The 14,788-nt window shown below is 60.4% G+C and carries 16 protein-coding genes; 1 reads left to right on the top strand and 15 read right to left on the bottom strand.

Going from position 1 to position 14,788, the window contains the following annotated elements; genetic code table 11:
• Positions 1 to 45 precede the first annotated feature (45 nt).
• The 15 genes from AC2FIR_RS07500 to ruvC all read right to left on the bottom strand — a co-directional run bounded on the left by AC2FIR_RS07500 (position 46) and on the right by ruvC (position 14,186).
• Positions 46 to 1,722: a formate--tetrahydrofolate ligase gene (locus tag AC2FIR_RS07500; protein WP_496715439.1), complete on the bottom strand. Its 1,677-nt coding sequence runs from the start codon at positions 1,720 to 1,722 to the stop codon at positions 46 to 48.
• A 144-nt stretch (positions 1,723 to 1,866) separates the two neighbouring features.
• Positions 1,867 to 2,463: an MOSC domain-containing protein gene (locus AC2FIR_RS07495; RefSeq protein WP_480911492.1), complete on the bottom strand. Its 597-nt coding sequence runs from the start codon at positions 2,461 to 2,463 to the stop codon at positions 1,867 to 1,869.
• 98 nt (positions 2,464 to 2,561) lie between these two features.
• Complete coding sequence (gene ftsH / locus AC2FIR_RS07490) at positions 2,562 to 4,478, bottom strand: ATP-dependent zinc metalloprotease FtsH (protein WP_170613308.1); 1,917 nt, start codon at positions 4,476 to 4,478, stop codon at positions 2,562 to 2,564.
• Positions 4,479 to 4,553: 75 nt separating this feature from the next.
• Positions 4,554 to 5,807, bottom strand: coding sequence for a tRNA lysidine(34) synthetase TilS (tilS, locus tag AC2FIR_RS07485; protein WP_170613310.1), 1,254 nt, complete (start codon positions 5,805 to 5,807; stop codon positions 4,554 to 4,556).
• Complete coding sequence (gene ybgF, locus AC2FIR_RS07480) at positions 5,804 to 6,628, bottom strand: tol-pal system protein YbgF (RefSeq protein WP_170613778.1); 825 nt, start codon at positions 6,626 to 6,628, stop codon at positions 5,804 to 5,806. Before ybgF ends, tilS begins: the two co-directional genes overlap by 4 nt.
• A 4-nt stretch (positions 6,629 to 6,632) precedes the next feature.
• Positions 6,633 to 7,136 carry a peptidoglycan-associated lipoprotein Pal gene (gene pal / locus AC2FIR_RS07475; RefSeq protein WP_170613312.1) on the bottom strand — a complete coding sequence of 168 codons (504 nt, stop codon included), beginning with the start codon at positions 7,134 to 7,136 and terminating at the stop codon, positions 6,633 to 6,635.
• An 88-nt stretch (positions 7,137 to 7,224) separates the two neighbouring features.
• Positions 7,225 to 8,544 carry a Tol-Pal system beta propeller repeat protein TolB gene (gene tolB / locus AC2FIR_RS07470; RefSeq protein ID WP_170613314.1) on the bottom strand — a complete coding sequence of 440 codons (1,320 nt, stop codon included), beginning with the start codon at positions 8,542 to 8,544 and terminating at the stop codon, positions 7,225 to 7,227.
• A complete protein-coding gene (tolA, locus tag AC2FIR_RS07465; protein WP_496715440.1) occupies positions 8,541 to 9,635 on the bottom strand; it encodes a cell envelope integrity protein TolA in 1,095 nt (364 codons plus the stop codon). The genes tolB and tolA overlap by 4 nt, the downstream gene beginning before the upstream one ends.
• Positions 9,636 to 9,644: 9 nt before the next feature.
• On the bottom strand, positions 9,645 to 10,121 hold the full coding sequence (gene tolR / locus AC2FIR_RS07460) for a protein TolR (protein WP_170613318.1): 477 nt from the start codon (positions 10,119 to 10,121) through the stop codon (positions 9,645 to 9,647).
• 1 nt (position 10,122) lies between these two features.
• Complete coding sequence (gene tolQ / locus AC2FIR_RS07455) at positions 10,123 to 10,818, bottom strand: protein TolQ (protein ID WP_170613320.1); 696 nt, start codon at positions 10,816 to 10,818, stop codon at positions 10,123 to 10,125.
• A 105-nt stretch (positions 10,819 to 10,923) separates the two neighbouring features.
• Complete coding sequence (gene ybgC / locus AC2FIR_RS07450) at positions 10,924 to 11,307, bottom strand: tol-pal system-associated acyl-CoA thioesterase (protein ID WP_170613322.1); 384 nt, start codon at positions 11,305 to 11,307, stop codon at positions 10,924 to 10,926.
• On the bottom strand, positions 11,304 to 11,927 hold the full coding sequence (locus AC2FIR_RS07445) for an RNA methyltransferase (protein WP_170613324.1): 624 nt from the start codon (positions 11,925 to 11,927) through the stop codon (positions 11,304 to 11,306). The genes ybgC and AC2FIR_RS07445 overlap by 4 nt, the downstream gene beginning before the upstream one ends.
• Before the next feature lie 63 nt (positions 11,928 to 11,990).
• Positions 11,991 to 13,010, bottom strand: a complete 1,020-nt coding sequence (gene ruvB, locus AC2FIR_RS07440; RefSeq protein ID WP_170613326.1) for a Holliday junction branch migration DNA helicase RuvB — start codon at positions 13,008 to 13,010, stop codon at positions 11,991 to 11,993.
• A 4-nt stretch (positions 13,011 to 13,014) separates the two neighbouring features.
• Positions 13,015 to 13,692, bottom strand: coding sequence for a Holliday junction branch migration protein RuvA (gene ruvA, locus AC2FIR_RS07435; protein WP_496762093.1), 678 nt, complete (start codon positions 13,690 to 13,692; stop codon positions 13,015 to 13,017).
• Positions 13,689 to 14,186 (bottom strand): crossover junction endodeoxyribonuclease RuvC, encoded by a 498-nt coding sequence (gene ruvC / locus AC2FIR_RS07430; RefSeq protein WP_170613330.1) that lies wholly within the window; start codon positions 14,184 to 14,186, stop codon positions 13,689 to 13,691. The genes ruvA and ruvC overlap by 4 nt, the downstream gene beginning before the upstream one ends.
• Before the next feature lie 333 nt (positions 14,187 to 14,519).
• Between ruvC and AC2FIR_RS07425 the strand changes: the two genes are divergently transcribed.
• A complete protein-coding gene (locus tag AC2FIR_RS07425) occupies positions 14,520 to 14,732 on the top strand; it encodes a DUF1127 domain-containing protein (protein WP_170613332.1) in 213 nt (70 codons plus the stop codon).
• Positions 14,733 to 14,788 lie beyond the last annotated feature (56 nt).

The following is a 14,788-nucleotide window of genomic DNA, read 5'->3' as shown; positions in this document are numbered from 1 at the left end:
ATGGCCCGGGGATTCCCCGGACCACGAGATGTCTCATTCAGCGGCTTAGAACAAGCCCTCGATCTCACCTGCGTCATTGAGGCAGATGGTTTCTGCGGCGGGTTTGCGCGGCAGACCGGGCATGGTCATGATCTCACCACAGACAACCACGATGAAACCGGCACCCGCGGACAGGCGAACCTCGCGCACCGGAACCGAGTGGCCGGTGGGTGCGCCACGCAGGGACGGATCGGTCGAGAACGAATACTGAGTTTTTGCCATGCAGACCGGCAGGTTGCCATAACCGGCGGCTTCCCACTCTTTCAGCTGATTGCGGATCTTGGAATCAGCCAGTACCTCGTCAGCACGGTAGATGCGCTTGGCGATGGTCTCGATTTTTTCGAACAGCGGCATGTCGTCCGGGTAGATCGGTGCAAAGTTCGCGGTACCGGCATCGGCAAGTTCCACAACCTTTTTGGCCAGATTCTCGGATCCTTCCGAACCCAGTTCCCAGTGACGCGACAAAACCGCTTCAACCCCGTGCTCGGCGCAATAGTCTTTGACGGCCTGCACTTCGGCGTCGGTGTCGGTGACGAAGTGGTTGATCGCGACGACGACCGGCACACCGAAAGACTTCACGTTCTCGATATGGCGGCCCAGGTTGGCACAGCCCGACTTGACGGCATCAACATTCTCGGCACCCAGATCGGCCTTGGCAACGCCGCCGTTCATCTTCATCGCGCGCACGGTGGCAACCAGCACGACGGCAGACGGCGCAATGCCTGCCTTGCGGCATTTGATGTTCATGAACTTTTCGGCACCCAGATCGGCACCAAAGCCCGCTTCGGTCACGACATAGTCGGCGACTTTCAGAGCGGTCTTGGTGGCGATGACCGAGTTACAGCCATGCGCGATGTTCGCGAAAGGACCGCCGTGAACGAAGGCCGGGTTGTTTTCCAGCGTCTGCACCAGGTTCGGCTGCATGGCGTCCTTCAGCAGAACGGTCATTGCGCCTTCAGCCTTGATGTCGCGGCAGTAGACCGGCGTCTTGTCGCGACGGTAAGCGACGATGATGTCGCCCAGGCGCTTTTCCAAGTCCTTCAGATCGTTGGCCAGGCACAGGATCGCCATGACTTCAGACGCCACCGTGATGTCATAGCCTGCTTCACGCGGGAAACCGTTCGAGACACCGCCCAGCGAGCAGGTGATCTGACGCAGGGCACGGTCGTTCATGTCGACCACGCGGCGCCACACGACGCGGCGCATGTCGATGGCCTGCTCGTTGCCCCAGTAGATGTGGTTGTCGATCATGGCCGACAGCAGCGAGTGAGCCGAGGTGATGGCGTGGAAGTCACCGGTGAAGTGAAGGTTCATTTCCTCCATCGGAACAATCTGCGCGTAACCGCCACCTGCAGCGCCGCCCTTCATCCCGAAGTTCGGGCCCAGCGAGGCTTCGCGGATACAGATCATCGCATTCTTGCCGATGCGGTTCAGGCCGTCGCCCAGACCAACGGTGGTAGTGGTTTTGCCTTCACCTGCCGGGGTTGGGTTGATCGCGGTCACCAGGATCAGCTTGCCATCTTCACGGTCCTGCACCGCGTTGATGAAGTCCTGGCTGACCTTTGCTTTGTCGTGACCGTATGGCAGCAGGTCTGCGGACTCGATGCCGATTTTAGCGCCGATTTCCTGAATCGGCTTCTTGTTCGCTTCGCGGGCGATTTCGATGTCGGATTTGTAGCTCATTGGGCAGGGTCCCTGGTTGAATGCCGTGCAAAACCGACGCTGAGCGTCGGCGCTGTGCAATCCATACCGTCGTGTACAAAACGGATGGCTATGGATTCCGACATAATTGTGCCGCGAAACGGCGTCGGGGTGTTTACCGCGTTTCTAATCGGAAACGCCGGTACCGGAAGGTGCCCAGGCCCGCTGATCCGGCACGAATAGTTTCATGCTGTCACCCAGCTTCAATTGACCCGGACGTTCGACCCAGGCGGTCACGCCCCTGCGCCCCTGCGCCGCCGGTTTGAAGGCAGGGCCATGTCCCGGCAGGTCGGCTTCCACCTCGCGTCCCGGAATGATACAGGGGCGGTTTTCCATATCGATCGTTAGCGTCAGGCCATTTGCGGCCTGCAGACGGGAACTTGGCGGCACATGGGTGAAATCGGGAATTCCGCGCAACACCAGGCTGGCGCCCAGATAGGACGGGTCCAGCCGGGTCAGGCTCATCCCGGCGGCAATCTCGTCCAGTTCTTCGGCTGACAATACCGACAACTGCCGGACATTTCGAATTTCCGTTCCCTTTGGATACAGGTTTGTCATGCGAACGCAGGAGGCCCGGTTCACACCTTCGTGCCGCGCGCCGGGATCACCCGCGAAATCCAGATCCAGCCTCTCGACCGACTTGGCCCGAATGCTATTGCCGGCAGGAACGTGCCCCAGCCAGATAACTTCGGCGGTGTATTCGGTTTGGCGCAATACGGGCATGTCACCCCTTTCAGGCTGTGTGCGATAACGCGGCACAGAAACCCAGTTTCAGGTGATTGGAAAGAAAAAAGACCCGGGACATTGCCCGGGTCCGTTTGTTATGCCGAGGGTTCCGGCTCCATCCCGCCTTCGGGCGGAGACTTCTTGACCTTGGTTTTCGGGATCGCGGTGACACTGGGCGCGCTACCCTCGTCGGTGTTGTCGCCTTCGTCATCCCCCTCGCCGGGCGATTCGCCGTTCATGACGCGCTTTATCTCGTCACCTGTCAGCGTTTCGTATTCCAGCAAGCCCTGTGCCAGGCGTTCCCAGCTTTCACCGTTCTCGTGCAGGATTTCGAGCGCGCGCTCATAACCCTGCTGAATCAGGCGCTTCACCTCTTCCTCGATCAGTTCCTTGGTGTGGGCGGAAACCGAGAATCCGGCCGTGTTGCCTGAATACCCCTCATGCGCCTCGGCATAGTCGATATTGCCGACCTTGTCGGACATGCCCCAGCGCATCACCATGGCGCGCGCCAGCTGGCTGGCCTGCATGATGTCACCGGCCGGACCGTTCGACACATGGTCTTCACCGTATTTGATCACCTCGGCGGCTTTGCCCGCCATGGTCATGGCCAGCTTCTGCTCACACTCATCGCGGTGATAGTTCAGGCGGTCCATTTCCGGCAGCGAAACCACCATACCCAGCGCACCACCGCGCGGGATGATCGTCGCCTTGTAGACCGGATCGCACAGCGGCAGGGTCAGGCCGACCACGGCGTGACCGGCCTCGTGATAAGCGGTCTTTTCCTTCTGGTCCTGTGTCAGAACCATCGAGCGGCGCTCGGCCCCCATCATCACCTTGTCTTTCGCATTCTCGAAATCTTCCATGGTGACAAAGCGGCGGCCCACACGGGCGGCCATCAGTGCGGCCTCGTTCACGAGGTTCGCCAGATCAGCACCCGAGAAACCCGGCGTACCGCGTGCAATGATACGCAGGTCGACATCGGGGCCCAGAGGCGTCTTGCGGGCGTGGACACCCAGGATCTTCTCACGGCCTTTGATGTCCGGATTACCCACAGTGACCTGACGGTCGAAACGGCCCGGACGCAGCAGCGCGGGGTCCAGAACGTCTTTACGGTTGGTGGCCGCAAGAATGATCACGCCTTCGTTGGCCTCGAACCCGTCCATCTCGACCAGCAACTGGTTGAGGGTTTGTTCGCGTTCGTCGTTACCACCGCCATAACCGGCGCCACGATGGCGACCCACGGCGTCGATTTCGTCAATGAAGACGATACAGGGCGCGTTTTTCTTGGCCTGCTCGAACATGTCGCGCACACGGGACGCGCCGACACCCACGAACATTTCAACGAAGTCTGAACCCGAGATGGTGAAGAACGGCACGCCCGCCTCACCCGCAATCGCGCGGGCCAGCAGCGTTTTACCGGTACCCGGAGGGCCAACCAGCAGCGCGCCTTTCGGGATCTTGCCGCCAAGACGTGAGAATTTCTGCGGGTTGCGCAGAAACTCGACAATCTCTTCCAGTTCTTCCTTCGCCTCGTCGATCCCCGCCACGTCGTCAAATGTCACGCGGCCATGCTTTTCTGTCAGCATCTTGGCCTTCGACTTGCCAAAGCCCATCGCGCCGCCTTTGCCGCCGCCCTGCATCCGGTTCATGAAATAGACCCAGACACCGATCAGCAGCAGGAAGGGCAGCAGTGTGATCAGGAACGACTGGAAACCCGACTGTTGCTGCTTTTCAGCGCGCACGGGGATGTTCTTGTCGATCAGCAGTTTGGTGACTTCGGCATCGCCGGGCTTGATGGTGACATAGCTGGCACCACTTTGCGTGGTATAGCGAATCTGCTCGCCGTCCAGTGTCACATTCTTGACTTCGCCACCCTCAACAGCGCTGACAAAGTCGGAATAGGTTCTTTCGTTATTCTGAAGCGAACCGCCCGGTCCGCTGAACAGATTAAACAATGCCAGGATCAGCAGAAAAAGAACGACCCAGAAAGCGATATTACGAGCGTTGCCCAAGAAAAATCTCCCAACAGATTTCGGCAGGTGAGGATCCGCCGCTTGCTCCTTAAAATAGAGAGGATTGTGGCAGGTTCAATGCGATAAAATCATAGCATAAAACTCGGGCCAATTTGGCATCATTTCGGCATGCCAGCCATTTGGAGATCCGGAAAGCGGGGCAGACACGACCGTATCGCCTGTCCAGACCGCAGGCGTGGACATCAGTGCGCGCCGGGGCAAGCGTGCTTCACGCCAATCCAGCAGTTGTTTCAGCCCGTCCTCGCCCAGCGCGCGGATTTCGGCATCTGGAATTGTGGGGCCGGACACCACCCAGCGTCGGTCCCAAGGCTGGTTACACGCGGCCGTTACACCCTGAAGCGCCTTTAGTTCCCTGCAAATCCACGCATTATCGCGTTCTGTGAAGACCAGACAGCCTCCGATGGTGCTGGTCCGGCGATTCAATAATGCTTCCAGCGCCTGATCCACATTTGACTGGCGCGGCGGATACCCCTCTCCCGCGATCCAGTTGATGGTTGCGACCAGAAGGCGGCGCTGGATCTCGCGCGGCAACGCCGCAAAGCCTGCGGGATCAATGCAGACAGCGCCGTCTTTCACTTCGGTGATCTTGCGCGCGGATTCCTGCGTATACCGCGCCAAAGCATCACGGGCTTGTGCAAGATTTTCAGCCACCCGGGCCAGAGACTGCGCGGTGATGCCAATTGGTTCAAGGCTTGCCAGAGCCTGCCGCACCTTGATCCGGTCAAATCGGGTATCGTGATTCGACGGGTCCTCGATCCAATCAGCGCCGATCTCGCGTAGATAAGTGCGCAGTTCCTGACGCGAGATATCCAGCATCGGTCGAAGCAGCAAAACCCCGTCTCGTGCGCGAACAGACGGCATCGATGACAGGCCGGTGACGCCGGCCGCGCGCGCCAGCCTCATCAGAACGGTTTCGGCCTGATCGTCTGCCGTGTGCCCAAGGGCAATGGCCTCCACCCCATTGCGACCGGCCCATTCCGTCAGCAACGCGTAACGCGCCTGACGGGCCTGATCCTGCAGGTTTCCGCTGCCACCCCACCCTTGCCAGACCAGAGTATCATGCGACAGCCCAAGGCTTCCTGCCTGCGCGGCCACCGTTTCTGCCTCGGCCGCTGCTTCAGGCCGCAGGCCATGATTCACGGTTGCTGCCAGAACTGTCACCCCTTCAGCCTGTGCTATGCCATGCAGAAGATGCATCAGCGCAACCGAGTCGCCGCCGCCCGAAACCGCCACACCGATACGGCGCGGCAGTGTTTTCGGCAGTCGCTCGCGGATCTGAGCTGTCAGAGAAGCTGCACTTCGGGTCAAGAACAACCCAGAGACGCCATTTCCTGCGTGGCGTCCGAGACCGTGCTGGAGGATGGGAAACGCACCCCAACCTCGCCCAACGTGATACAGGCCTGATCGGTTTGTCCCAATCGCCCCAGCGCGGCCCCCAGTTCAAACAGCGCTTCGGGGGCAAAGGCCCCTTCGGAATCACCGGTAAAGCTCGCCAGGAATGCCCGGGCGGCTTCCCGGGTATCGCCCAGACCTTCCAGCGCCTGGCCACGTTTCAGATGCGCCTCGGGTGCAAGCGGACTGCCGGGATACGAGGTGTCGAATTGCGCGAATCCATCTGCGGCAGACTGAAAGTCACCATCAGCCAGCGCCTGCGACGCTGCATCAAAATCAGCGCGTTCACCCACGGCAAGTTCACCCTGACCCGAGTTGGTCGGCTCAATCGGCGTAGGAGCGACGGCGACATCGGTCGCGGTTTCCCCACCTAGGGTCGACGTTTCGCCCAACGTGCTGAGATCGCCCCCTTCCAGTTCGACCAGTCGGAATTCCAGATCGCCAATTCGATTGGTGCCATCGGTCACAACGCTCTGGATACGTTGGTTCAGCTGTTCAGTCTGCCGGGTCAGGCGCTGTAACTCGGCCTCGATGGCGTCAACGCGTTCCAGTACGGAACTGCCGGACAGGTTCGGAGCCGGGGAGCCGGTGGTCGAAAACTCGCGCTTTAGGCGCTGGATTTCCACGTGCAGCACTGTCAGTTCCTGCCGGATATCCGCCAGCGTCTGCTGATCCTGCGCCTTTGCCACGCCGGCGCTCAGCACGACCGCCGCCAGAACCCATCCTGCAATTCGCATCATCTTACCCCAGTGTTGAGCCGGTCAGCACCGTCACCGCGCGGCGGTTCTTGGAATAGCAATCCTCGGTGCTGCAAATCTCGATCGGGCGTTCCTTGCCATAGCTGACCGTGGTCAGACGGCTACCCGCCACCCCCCGCGAGATCAGATATTCACGCGCGGCGTTCGCCCGGCGCGCGCCCAGCGCAAGGTTGTATTCGCGTGTGCCCTGTTCGTCGGCGTGACCTTCGATCATCGCCACAAAATCCGGGTTTGCCATCAGCCAGTCGGCCTGCCCCTGCAGAACGGTCTGCGCCTGGGCGGTCAGGGTGGATTGGTCGACCTCGAACAGCACCCGGTCCCCGACCGTTTGCTGGAAATAGGCAGGCGAGCGTGGGTCGCTTGGCGATCCCGGCAGGATCGAACCGCTGCCGCCTGCGCCGCCGCCCAGTGCCGATGGATCATTGTTGGTACAGGCCGCGATCACGCTCAGCGCGCCCAAGGCCAGGATTTTGCCCAATACGTTCATTTCAGGTGCCTCGTGGATTTGTTTGTTTATTGCCGTCTCTTTAGCACAGCCAGAGTTTCATGTGAACTTTGCCGATCCGCTGACCCGATCAATTCTGCAAAGGCCCCCAGGACGGGTCGCTGCCGCCATCCGGCGTGCGGACCGGGCGCAGGTTCCGGCCCGAAATATCCACCGAATACAGCGTCGCCCGTCCGCTTGCGCCCTGGGTCTCGCGGGTGAACATGATCACGCGACCATTGGGCGACCATGTGGGGCCTTCGTCCAGGAAGGACGAGGTCAGCAAGCGTTCTTCACTGCCGTCCGTACGCATGACACCGATGTGGAAACGGCCCTTGTTCTGCTTGGTGAAGGCGATCAGGTCACCACGCGGCGACCAGACCGGCGTGCCATACCGGCCCTGCCCAAAACTGATGCGCGTCGGCTCACCCCCGCCGGCGGGCATGATGTAGAGTTGCGGCGTGCCCGAGCGGTCGCTTTCGAACACGATCTGCGAACCGTCCGGCGAATAGCTGGGGGCGGTTTCGATTGCGGGCGTGTTCGTCAGGCGGACGCTTTGGCCCGACGCAAGGTCCATCTTCCAAAGGTCGGTATTACCGCCCTGAATCAGCGAATAGACGATCGAGCGCCCATCCGGCGAGAAGCGCGGCGAGAAACTCATCGTGCCGTCCTGCGTCTTGAGTTCACGCCGTTTGACCCGGCCCACGTCCAGAACGTAAATCCGGGGGCTGCCGCTTTCGTAACTTGTGTAAAGCAACTGCTCGCCGGTAGGGGAAAAGCGCGGGGCCAGAACGATGGCAGAGCTGTCGGTCAGATACTGAACATTGGCTCCGTCGTAATCCATGATCGCCAGCCGTTTCAGGCGCTGGTCCTTGGGGCCGCTTTCCGACACAAACGCAACCCGGCTGTCGAAATATCCGCCCTCGCCTGTCACCCGGCTATAAACCTGATCGGCCACTTTATGCGCCATGCGCCGCCAGCCATCCGTGGTGCCTGCAAACTGCAACCCGCTGCCCAGTTCCTGACCCGAGAAAACATCCCAGACCCGGAAACGGACGGTCAGCTTTTTGCCTGACACGTTGACCGCGCCCGTCACCAACGCTTCGGCATTGATGGCCTTCCAGTCCGCAAACTGAAGCGGGGCCTCGAAGCTTGTCACCTGACTGATGAACGCATCCGATGAGATTTCGCGAAACAGCCCGGTGCCAGTCAGATCCGCCGCAACAACGCGCGAGATGTCCTGCGCGTATTGCGCCGCGGTAGGACTGTCCGGTACGAAATTTGGAACGGCAAAGGGCAAGGGTTCGATAATACCCTGATCCAATTCCAACCGCAGCGGCCCGCTTTGTGCAAAAACCGGCGCCGACAGAAGCGTCAGGCCAATAAAGAGGCTGGTCAGAAGTTTCATCATTTGATCCGCATCCTCTCGGGATTGAATGTAATCTCAATATCCTGCCACTGCGCGTATTTGTCAGCAGGCAGGTCGTATCCTTTGGCTCCGCAACGCAAAATAGCGCGCCGAGCGGCCTCGTAGGCCTGTTTTGCAGCCCCTGAAGAGCCGCCTGAGCTGTCGAGCAACTGCAAGCTGCCGCCAACAACCTTACCATCCGGGGTCAGAGAAAAGCCGACCACAACGACTGTCTGCAAGGCGTCCGTCGACAACGATCCGACATTCCAGCATTTCGATACCGCCAGCCGCATCGCGTCCTTTTCACCACTGGTCAGCGGTGGCCCCGATGGTTCGTCATTCTGTCCCAACGCATCGGCCAGCGCATCCTCGATGGCCTGCTGGTCACTTTGCGCCGGTTCTTCGGGGGCTTCCGGGGCTTCGGCCACCACGGGTTCGGCCGGAGGTTGCGGGCGGCTGGGACGCGTTCGGGGGCGCGGGGAAGTCTGGGGCGACAATTCCTGCGTCTCTTCCGCCTCGGTCACGATCTGATCCGTGGCTTCCTCGGGCGCGGTCTGATCCTGTTGCTCCTGCTGGGTCTCGGCCCCTTCATCCAGGGATACGGCGGGGGTTTCGATGTCATCCGGTTTTGCCTCGGGCGGCGGCGGGGCCACCGGCTCGGGCGCAACCTTGTCAGCGGAATTGGGCAGGGATTCCGGACCCGGCGTCGGCAACGCAGCGACTTCCGGATCAGGTTGGTCCAGCGTCGGGGGTTGTTCGATCACTTCCGGCTCGGGCGGGGCTTCCACCGGCTCGGGCAAAGGATCAGGCTCGGGCTCGGACGCGACAATCGGCTCGGGTTCTGGTTGTTCTTCGGGTGTCGGTTCAGGGGCGTTGGCCACTTCGGGCTCTTCAGGCGGCTGCAATTCAGCGGGCGGCGACGGAACCTGGGGCGCGTCAAGTTGCGCAGTCATCGCAGCAAACTGTTCAGCCGTGACCACAGATACCTCCTGAACGGCCATAGGCAAAGGTTCGGACCGGAACGTGCCGCCAAACAGCGCCCATCCGATCAGACCTACGTGGGCAATCGCCGAGATCTTGGTGCCGGTATCCACCGCGCGGCCTCACTCTCCACCTTCGTCAAATGTCGGCCCGCCGGAATCGGTCACAAGGCCCACATTCGAAAACCCGCCGGCATTCAGCGCCCCCATCACCTGCATCACCTGCGCGTAGGGAATTGCGCCGTCCGCCCGCAAGAACACCCGGTCACTGGTTCGCTCAACCGCAATGGCCCTGAGTTTTCCGATCAGATCGGCACGCGCGACGTCCGTGGTCTGGATCTGCACCCGCCCGTCTGCTGTCAGTGTTACGGTCAGCGGTTCCTCATTGTCACCCGGCAGGGCACTGGCCGCCGTCTTGGGCAGGTCCACGGGCACCCCCACGGTCAACAGCGGGGCCGCCACCATGAAGATGATGAGCAGCACAAGCATGACATCTACAAATGGCGTCACGTTGATCTCGGCCATCGGCTGGGCGCGACCACGCCGCCGCCCCCGCCTGCGGCCGTTTCCGCCCGAGGGTTGCTGAACCGCCGCACCCATCTCAGCTGTCCAACTGCCGCGACAGGATGGTGGCGAATTCGTCGGCAAAGGCTTCATACCCGCCAACGATCCGATCACTGTCCGCGCTGAGCTTGTTGTAGAAAATCACCGCCGGGATCGCGGCCAGCAGGCCCAGACCGGTGGCCAGAAGCGCTTCGGCAATACCGGGCGCGACAACGGCAAGGTTGGTGTTCTGCTGCTCGGCGATCTCAATAAAGGCGTTCATGATGCCCCATACGGTGCCGAACAAACCGATAAATGGCGCGGTCGAGCCGACCGTGGCCAATATGGGCAGACCTTTTTGCAGTGTTTCCGCCTCTTTTGCGATGGCCACATCCATCGACCGGTCAATCCGTGCCGTCGCGCCGGCAATCAAGCCGCCGTCGGTCCGGTGTGACCTGCGCCACTCGATCATGCCGGCGGCGAATATCTTCTCGGAACTGCCGTCCGGTCGCGTCCCGATCTGTTCAAACAGCTCATCCAGCGGATTGCCGGACCAGAAGGATTCATCAAAAACCTGCGCTTCGCGTCGCGCTGCGCGGTAATTGATCAGTTTTTGAATGATGATCGCCCAGGACCAGAACGATGCAACGACCAGTATCAGCATCACCAGTTTGACGATAAATGTCGCGCGGGCAAACAGCCCCCACATGGAGAAGTCGATCTCCTGCGCCAGCGCCAGCGTTTCAGCTTCCATGAACCTGCTCTTTGTTTTGCCTGACAGCCATTTGGCCTTGTTTTGCCAAACGCTAACGCAGTTGGTATCGAAAAGCCAACAGAACCACCCCGGCTGAGTAAATTGTTACATCAATGCGCGAATCTCTGCCGGAAGACGGATCGGCTTGCCCTCGCTATTGATGCAAACGGCGGTCACGGTGGCGCGGAAAATCTCGGTTTGGCCGCGCCGAACAAGCTGCGCCATGGTCAGGCGCACTCCTGAAATCGAAATCATCTCGGTCTCGACGATCAGTTCATCATCAAATTTGGCCGGCGACAGATAATCCGCCTCGATCCGGCGCACGACCCAGACAATCCCCTGATCCCGCATCGCGTTCTGGTCATTGCCGAGGTTGCGCACCCAGTCCGACCGTGCCCGTTCAATAAAACGCAGGTAATTCGCATGATAGACAACACCACCCATGTCGGTGTCTTCGTAATAGACACGAATGGGAAAGACGTGCTTCATTGTGGCTGCTCCAGACGCGCAAACAATCGCAATGCGTGGGACGCATCCTGCGCCATTCCCGGCAAAATCGGATCATAGGCGGCCCGGATCAGCGCAGCGATTTCAGGGCGCAGAATTGTCGTCTCGCCAGCCACGGCCAGCGGAGACTGCGACCGGAACGCAGCATCGGACCACAACAAAACGGTCTGTACCACCTGCCCCAGCGCAAGCGTTTCGGCAGGAATTTTGGACAATTCGCCATCCATCTTCAAAAACACGAACGCCGCCCGGATGGTCCCGTCCTCCTCGAACCGGAATATACGGTACTGGTTGGCATCCGCCTCCATCAGCCGCCCGACCAGAGGGGTCAGATCAGGGATCAGACGGTCCAGATCGGGCACCTCCTGCAATTCCTGCCAGTCGCGAAAAAAGAAGACCATGCAGTTCGCGCCCAGTTCCGGATCGGTCTCGGCCATCTTGTGGCCAGCCAGCGCGACAACCGCCTCGAACGCACCCTTGATCACTGAAAGCGTATCATCTTCGACGCCAAAGACGATCGGCACGATCGGTCGCCCCCAACGCGCGAACAGGAACTCGCCGTTTTCACGCGTAAAAAGTGCTTTGATTTCTTCCGGTGTCACGGCCGACCCTTCATCTTTTCAAAAATACTCTCGCCGAAGGCATAAAACCCATGGCGCACCGCATCAACCAAACAGATCGCTCTGCCCACGGGGCGCGGCCATTCCCAAATGGGTCCATGCCTTCTGCGCCAGCATCCGTCCACGCGGAGTGCGCTGTATCAGTCCCTGCTGCAACAAATAGGGCTCAATCACTTCTTCAAGCGAATCCCGGCTTTCTGACAGCGCCGCCGACAAGGTTTCGATTCCCACAGGGCCGCCCGTGTAATTCTCGGCGATCAGCTTCAGATAACGCCGGTCCGCGCCATCCAGCCCCAGGTTGTCCACACCCAGACGCGTCAGGGCACCATCGGCCAGATCACGTGTAATCCGTCCATCGCCCTCGACAATGGCAAAATCGACCACGCGCCGCAGCAGCCGCCCGGCGATCCGGGGGGTTCCACGCGAACGCCGGGCGATCTCGCGCGCGCCTTCATCATCAGCCGGAGCACCCAGCTTGCGCGCGTTGCGGGTGACGATCTCGTGCAGTTCGTCGACCGTGTAGAACTGCAACCGCGTTGGAATACCAAACCGGTCGCGCAAAGGCGTGGTCAGCAGCCCCATGCGGGTCGTAGCGCCCACCAGAGTGAAGGGCTGCAATTCGATCCGCACGGTGCGCGCTGCAGGACCTTCACCGATCACCAGATCCAGCTCGAAATCCTCCATCGCCGGATACAGCACCTCTTCAACAGCCGGGTTCAGACGGTGGATTTCGTCGATGAATAATACGTCCCGAGATTCCAGATTGGTCAGGATCGCCGCCAGATCGCCCGCCTTGGCCAGCACGGGGCCCGAAGTCATGCGGAAATTCACCCCCAGCTCGCGCGCCATGATCTGCGCCAGCGTGGTTTTCCCAAGCCCCGGCGGGCCATGGAACAACGTGTGATCCATCGCCTCGCCCCGCTGGCGGGCTGACTGGATGAAGATGCGCAGATTGGCTCTTGCCTCGGCCTGACCGACAAATTCGTCCAGCCCCTGCGGACGCAGCGCACGGTCATTGTCTTCCGGCAACGGGTCAGGGCGCAGGGCGGGATCGGCGTCTACCATTCATTCACCCTTTCGGAGCAAGCAGTTTCAAAGCGGCCCGGATCAGTTCCGCCTCATCCGCGTCGGGCAGGTTGGCTGCGGCTTCGGCCACGGCCGATGCTGCCTCGGACGGTCCATACCCCAAGTTGGACAGGGCCGACAAAGCCCCCGCAGTAGCAGCCGCCGAACCCGAGACTGGCCTGACCGTCGGTTTGGCGACTGGTGCAGGTTCGGACGATTCGACCACTTCCAGTTCGGGACCGTTCATCGCCTCTGTCACCGTGCCGCCCATTGCCATCACGCCCGGAGCCTTGTCCTTGAGGTCCAGCACAATTCGCTGCGCCGTCTTAGGTCCGACACCCTTGGCCACCTTGACCGCACCCCAGTCACCCAACGCAATGGCGCGGCTGACCCCGTCCGGTCCCAGTGCGGACAGAATGGCTAGCGAGACCTTGGCCCCAACGCCCTGCACCGAACACAGCAAGCGATGCCATTCCTTTTCGACCAGCGACAGAAACCCGTAAAGCTGCATGAGGTCCTCACGCACGACCATCTCGGTGTAGATCGAGACGCCCTCACCCACACCCGGTAGTGCCGCCATGGTCCGGTCCGAACAGTAGACGATATAGCCGACCCCGCGCACATCAATCAGCACGTGGTCTGCCGCGCGATAATCCAGCCGCCCGGTCAATTTTCCGATCATGCCCGCACCTCTTTCATCCGCGCCTGAGGCGCCGCGCCGTAATAGGAATGACAGATAGCAATCGCCAGCGCATCCGCCGCGTCCGCCCCTTTGGGCTGACACCCCGGCAGTTGCAGCTTGACCATATGCAGCACCTGCTCTTTTTCGGCGTGACCCACACCGACCACGGTTTTCTTGACCCGGTTGGGCGCATATTCCCCGACCGTCAAACCGGCCTTCGCCAGCGTCAGCAACGCCACGCCGCGCGCCTGACCCAGTTTCAGCGTTCCGGCCCCGTCCTTGTTGACGAATGTCTGCTCGATCGCGGCCTGATCCGGTCGATACTCGGCTATGACCTCGACGATCTGGTTGTGCAGGGACAAAAGGCGTTCACCCAGATCGTCCCCGTCCGACTTGCACAACCCGTTGGCGACATGGCTCAGACGGCTGCCATGTGATTCGATGATGCCCCATCCCAGGGTTCTCAGCCCCGGATCAATGCCTAGAATTCGCATGTTGTGCCTTTGGCCTGCTCGGGTTCGTGTGATTTTTTTATCAACTAGCACGAAGCAAGAACATTTTCCAAGCGAATTGACCCAAAGGCCAAAAACGACAGACCTGTCTCAACGGCGACGGATGGACCCTTTTTGCGACCCGGAATGTCCTGTTTCCGCCACCTAATGAAAGGGAAATTCATCAATGATTTAAGGGAATTTAATGAAACTCGAGCTCTGCAGAAATTGCATAGGACACATGCAAATTCCGCTCTTGTGCCGGCGATATGACATCACTAGATGCCCGGCAGATCGCAAGATCAGACAGTAACACAAACCAGAAGGAAACAGGATATGGCTGCACTGGACACAACCCGCACCGCCACTGGCTCGTTCGGCCTCGTTGGCCGTATCGGTGAAACTTTCGCAGCGGTCGTCAACGCCGTTGTCGAATGGAATGACGCCCGCGTTACCCGCAACGCGCTGAGCGGTCTGACCGACCGTGAACTGGAAGATATCGGCCTGTGCCGTGGCGACATCGACGTCGTTGCCGAAGGCCGCCGCTAAGACGGCAAACGCCCACTCACAGCTCCTTTACGGAGCAAAAAAAACACCGCGCAGCC

It is taken from the genome of Ruegeria sp. CDSB136 (assembly GCF_059610965.1).
This window is presented reverse-complemented; position numbering and strand designations above follow the sequence as displayed.

What these genes read in the sequence shown, in the direction of transcription:
- pal (WP_170613312.1), bottom strand. Translation starts at nt 7,136, where the DNA reads ATGAACGTATTGGGCAAAATCCTGGCCTTGGGCGCGCTGAGCGTGATC.
- ruvC (WP_170613330.1), bottom strand. Translation starts at nt 14,186, where the DNA reads ATGCGAATTCTAGGCATTGATCCGGGGCTGAGAACCCTGGGATGGGGC.
- ruvB (WP_170613326.1), bottom strand. Translation starts at nt 13,010, where the DNA reads ATGGTAGACGCCGATCCCGCCCTGCGCCCTGACCCGTTGCCGGAAGAC.
- tolQ (WP_170613320.1), bottom strand. Translation starts at nt 10,818, where the DNA reads ATGGAAGCTGAAACGCTGGCGCTGGCGCAGGAGATCGACTTCTCCATG.
- tolR (WP_170613318.1), bottom strand. Translation starts at nt 10,121, where the DNA reads ATGGGTGCGGCGGTTCAGCAACCCTCGGGCGGAAACGGCCGCAGGCGG.
- AC2FIR_RS07500 (WP_496715439.1), bottom strand. Translation starts at nt 1,722, where the DNA reads ATGAGCTACAAATCCGACATCGAAATCGCCCGCGAAGCGAACAAGAAG.
- ybgF (WP_170613778.1), bottom strand. Translation starts at nt 6,628, where the DNA reads ATGCGAATTGCAGGATGGGTTCTGGCGGCGGTCGTGCTGAGCGCCGGC.
- AC2FIR_RS07495 (WP_480911492.1), bottom strand. Translation starts at nt 2,463, where the DNA reads ATGCCCGTATTGCGCCAAACCGAATACACCGCCGAAGTTATCTGGCTG.
- AC2FIR_RS07425 (WP_170613332.1), top strand. Translation starts at nt 14,520, where the DNA reads ATGGCTGCACTGGACACAACCCGCACCGCCACTGGCTCGTTCGGCCTC.
- ybgC (WP_170613322.1), bottom strand. Translation starts at nt 11,307, where the DNA reads ATGAAGCACGTCTTTCCCATTCGTGTCTATTACGAAGACACCGACATG.
- ruvA (WP_496762093.1), bottom strand. Translation starts at nt 13,692, where the DNA reads ATGATCGGAAAATTGACCGGGCGGCTGGATTATCGCGCGGCAGACCAC.
- tolB (WP_170613314.1), bottom strand. Translation starts at nt 8,544, where the DNA reads ATGATGAAACTTCTGACCAGCCTCTTTATTGGCCTGACGCTTCTGTCG.